The sequence below is a fragment of the Shewanella sp. 11B5 genome (assembly GCF_002836795.1).
Lineage (GTDB): Bacteria > Pseudomonadota > Gammaproteobacteria > Enterobacterales > Shewanellaceae > Shewanella > Shewanella frigidimarina.
Window position 1 is genome coordinate 1 of the sequence record NZ_PJAP01000600.1, and the last position, 3,924, is coordinate 3,924.

A 3,924-nucleotide genomic window follows, 5' to 3' on the forward strand; every position below is an offset into this window, starting at 1 on the left:
GTTGACGACCATGAACTCGTGAGAACGGGTATTCGTCGCATTTTGGAAGATGAACGCGGTATTAAAGTCATCGGTGAAGCACCTGATGGAGAAACAGCCGTACAGTGGTCTCGACAGAATGAAGCTGATGTCATTTTAATGGACATGAATATGCCTGGTATGGGGGGATTAGAAGCCACCCGTAAGATTTTACGCTATCAGCCAGACGCTAAAATTATTGTGTTAACCGTACAAACAGAAGACCCTTTTCCGACCAAAGTGATGCAGGCTGGTGCTTCTGGTTACTTAACTAAAGGCTCCACATCACCAGAAGTATTACGAGCCATTACTCAAGTGGCTCGTGGTCAACGTTATTTGTCGCCAGAAATTGCGCAACAAATGGCGCTAAGCCAATTTAACCACTCTGACGAGAATCCATTTAGCAGTTTGTCTGAACGTGAATTGCAAATCATGATGATGATAACCAATGGTGAAAAGGTTAATGATATTTCTGAAAAATTAAATTTAAGCCCTAAAACCGTCAACAGTTATCGTTATCGACTATTTGCGAAACTGGGGATCGGCGGTGACGTTGAGTTGACCCGTTTAGCTATCCGTTACAAAATGCTCGATACAGGTTCATTCTAGTCAGGAATAATGTATTCCTCGCAACGCATTAAGTAGCTTTAATCATGCCAAGTGGTTTTAACGCCAAATCCTTTTTAAAAAATGTTACCTCAGCACCTGGTGTTTATCGAATGTACGATAAGCACCAACAGGTTATTTATGTTGGTAAAGCTAAAGATCTCAAAAAACGTTTAAGCTCGTATTTTAGAGTTAACATCGCCAATGTTAAAACTCAGGCGCTAGTTTCGCATATCGATCATATTGATGTGACCGTTACGCATAGCGAAACTGACGCGTTATTACTCGAAAATGATTACATCAAACAGTACATGCCCAAATACAACGTGTTACTGCGTGATGATAAATCTTATCCATATATTCTGTTGAGCGGCCATAAGCACCCTCGACTTGCTTATCATCGTGGGCCCAAACGTGAAAAAGGCCATTATTTTGGCCCATATCCTAATGGTGGCGCAGTACGTGAAAGTTTGCATTTAATGCAAAAGCTGTTTCCAATCCGTCAATGCGATGACTTATATTATAAATCCAGATCTCGCCCTTGTTTACAGTATCAATTAGATCGTTGCAGTGCGCCTTGCGTGGGGATTGTCAGTGATGATGAATACAGCGAACAGGTCAAATTAGCCGGTTTATTTTTACGCGGAAAAGATAAACAAGTCATATCACAGCTGGTGGCCAAAATGGAAACCGCTGCAATTGATATGGAATACGAGCGAGCTGCGCAGTATCGTGACCAAATTACCGCATTAAGGCGCGTAGCAGAGCAGCAGGAAGTTTCAAATCATAAAGGTGATATGGATGTCATCGGCGTCGATTACGCCTCTGGTATTGCCTGTTTTCACCTACTGTTTATTCGTGATGGTAAAATTTTTGGCAGTCGCAGCTATTATCCTTCCGTACCAGCAGAAACTGAAATTGAAGAAGTGTTGTCATCATTCTTGGGCCAGTTTTACCTAAATGCCGATATTCAGCGCACGATTCCAAAAGAAGTCATCCTCAGTCATCACTTTGACGGAATAACAGAATTACAAGCGTCGATAGAACACGCATTAGATAAAAAGTTTGAGTTAAAAACGCAAGTAAGAGGCGACAGAGCAAATTTTTTACGCCTTGCCATGACCAATGCCAGTAATGCCGTCGCTACCAAGTTATCGCATAAGAATACCGTAGAACAACGCTTTCAATTACTTGAAGAAGCACTTGAGCTTAATGAACCGATTAAGCGGATGGAATGCTTTGACATTAGTCACACCATGGGCGAAAGCACAGTCGCATCGTGTGTGGTGTTCAATCGTGAAGGGCCACATAAAGCTGATTATCGCCGTTACAACATTACCGGTATTACTGGTGGTGATGATTATGCCGCGATGGAACAAGCTATAAGCCGTCGATTTGATAAAATCGATAACAATGGCAAAGTACCAGATTTAGTTTTCATTGATGGCGGTATTGGCCAGCTAAGAGTGGCGCAAACAATTGTCGATGAAAAGTGTGTCAACATTGATCATCAGCCATTGCTCATTTGCGTAACTAAAGGTGAAGGCCGTAAAGCAGGGCTCGAAACGTTTACCGTTGGTGGTAGTGAGCAAACGTTCGAGGTTGCCAGTGACTCACCTGCATTTCATTTGATGTTACACATTCGCGATGAGTCACATCGCTTTGCGATTACCGGACACCGTAATAAACGTCAAAAAACTCGCAATACTTCTACCCTAGAATCCATCGCAGGTGTGGGCCCTAAAAGACGTAAAGCTTTGTTGCAACATTTAGGCGGAATTCAAGAAGTGAAGGGCGCTAGCGTGGCTGAATTGACAAAAGTACCCGGAATTAGCTTAGAAATGGCACAAACAATTCATGATGCATTGCGAGGGGGCTAAAATTAAGGCAAGATTGGCGCTGCTTCTGACAAATTGGTCTTTTTATGCCGTTTAACTTACCTATTGCACTGACATTATTCCGTATTGCTTTGTTACCCGTATTTATAGCGGTATTCTATTTACCATATCCATGGGCACCATTTGTTTCGGCATTTATTTTCTGGTTGGCCGCTTTGACTGATTGGTTAGACGGTTATGCTGCCCGTAAACTTGGTCAACTAACCCGATTTGGCGCTTTTTTAGATCCAGTAGCAGATAAAGTCATGGTGTCGACAGCATTAGTGCTGTTGGTTCAACAAAATGACAATGTGTACTTAACCTTAGCGGCGTTATTTATGATTGGTCGCGAAATTGTTATTTCAGCCCTGCGTGAATGGATGGCCGAAATAGGCAAACGTGGCGTAGTTGCCGTGTCTTGGATTGGTAAATATAAAACTGCCACGCAAATGATCGCCATTATTGGATTGATTTGGAAACCTACACCTTGGCTAACAGATGTCGCTTATGGCTTGTTTTATATTGCCGCAGCACTGACGTTCTGGTCGATGATGAGTTACATTTCAGCAGCTTGGAAAGATTTAACGGCAGAATAGCGTAATAATAGTTCAATAAGATTATTTAGTGCGCAAACAGTCAAAATTGCGTAAATCAATAATTGACACACGAGGTTAATTCGGTAAAATGCCTCCCTGTAGACAAGTGATGAGTCAGCAACAAGCCTTAGGGTTTTATGTTAACTAACACGATTAATGCGACATTAGCTCAGTTGGATAGGTTGGAAAACGATACCTTTCTAGTAGATATAATAAAGCATTGAAACGATTGAATACGCGACATTAGTTCAGTTGGATAGGTTGAAAGACGATACCTTTCTCGCAGATTTAATAAAGCGTTGAAACGATTGAATAAGCGACATTAGCTCAGTTGGTAGAGCGATACCTTGCCAAGGTATAGGTCATCGGTTCGAACCCGATATGTCGCTCCAATTTCTTATCTTATCCGATGGATTTGAATTTGGTTAAAGATGGCGCGATGGCAGAATGGCTATGCTACGGATTGCAAATCCGTCTATCTCGGTTCGACTCCGGGTCGCGCCTCCACAAAATTGCGTTTAATGGTTACTTTAAGTAACGGTTAAAACAACACTTTGCCCGAGTGGTGGAATCGGTAGACACAAGGGATTTAAAATCCCTCGCTGAATAAGCGTGCCGGTTCAAGTCCGGCCTCGGGTACCATTATTTATAGTAAGAAATTACATATGTAAGTATGGTGTAAAAAAGCCTCAACATTAGTTGGGGCTTTTTTATGTCTGAAATTTGATCGTCAATGGTAACAAACGATTACAACGCTGAGAGCGATAAAAGCGAACAAGCCTAGAGACTAGGCGGACTTCGTCCTGCTAGTTCGCTACGCGGCTATA

Annotated in this window: 3 protein-coding genes and 3 tRNA genes; all 6 read left to right on the forward strand. The window is 42.2% G+C overall.

The window, feature by feature from the left end; translation table 11 throughout:
- A partial coding sequence (gene uvrY / locus CXF78_RS13930; RefSeq protein ID WP_102037136.1) for a UvrY/SirA/GacA family response regulator transcription factor occupies positions 1-627 on the forward strand: 627 nt, incomplete at its 5' end.
- 44 nt (positions 628-671) lie between these two features.
- Positions 672-2,504, forward strand: coding sequence for an excinuclease ABC subunit UvrC (uvrC, locus tag CXF78_RS13935; RefSeq protein WP_102037137.1), 1,833 nt, complete (start codon positions 672-674; stop codon positions 2,502-2,504).
- A gap of 44 nt (positions 2,505-2,548) precedes the next feature.
- Positions 2,549-3,097: a CDP-diacylglycerol--glycerol-3-phosphate 3-phosphatidyltransferase gene (gene pgsA / locus CXF78_RS13940; protein ID WP_011638096.1), complete on the forward strand. Its 549-nt coding sequence runs from the start codon at positions 2,549-2,551 to the stop codon at positions 3,095-3,097.
- A 316-nt stretch (positions 3,098-3,413) separates the two neighbouring features.
- Positions 3,414-3,489, forward strand: a tRNA-Gly gene (locus tag CXF78_RS13945).
- 41 nt (positions 3,490-3,530) lie between these two features.
- A tRNA-Cys gene (locus CXF78_RS13950) sits at positions 3,531-3,604 on the forward strand.
- 49 nt (positions 3,605-3,653) lie between these two features.
- Positions 3,654-3,739 (forward strand) — tRNA-Leu (locus CXF78_RS13955).
- Positions 3,740-3,924: the final 185 nt, after the last annotated feature.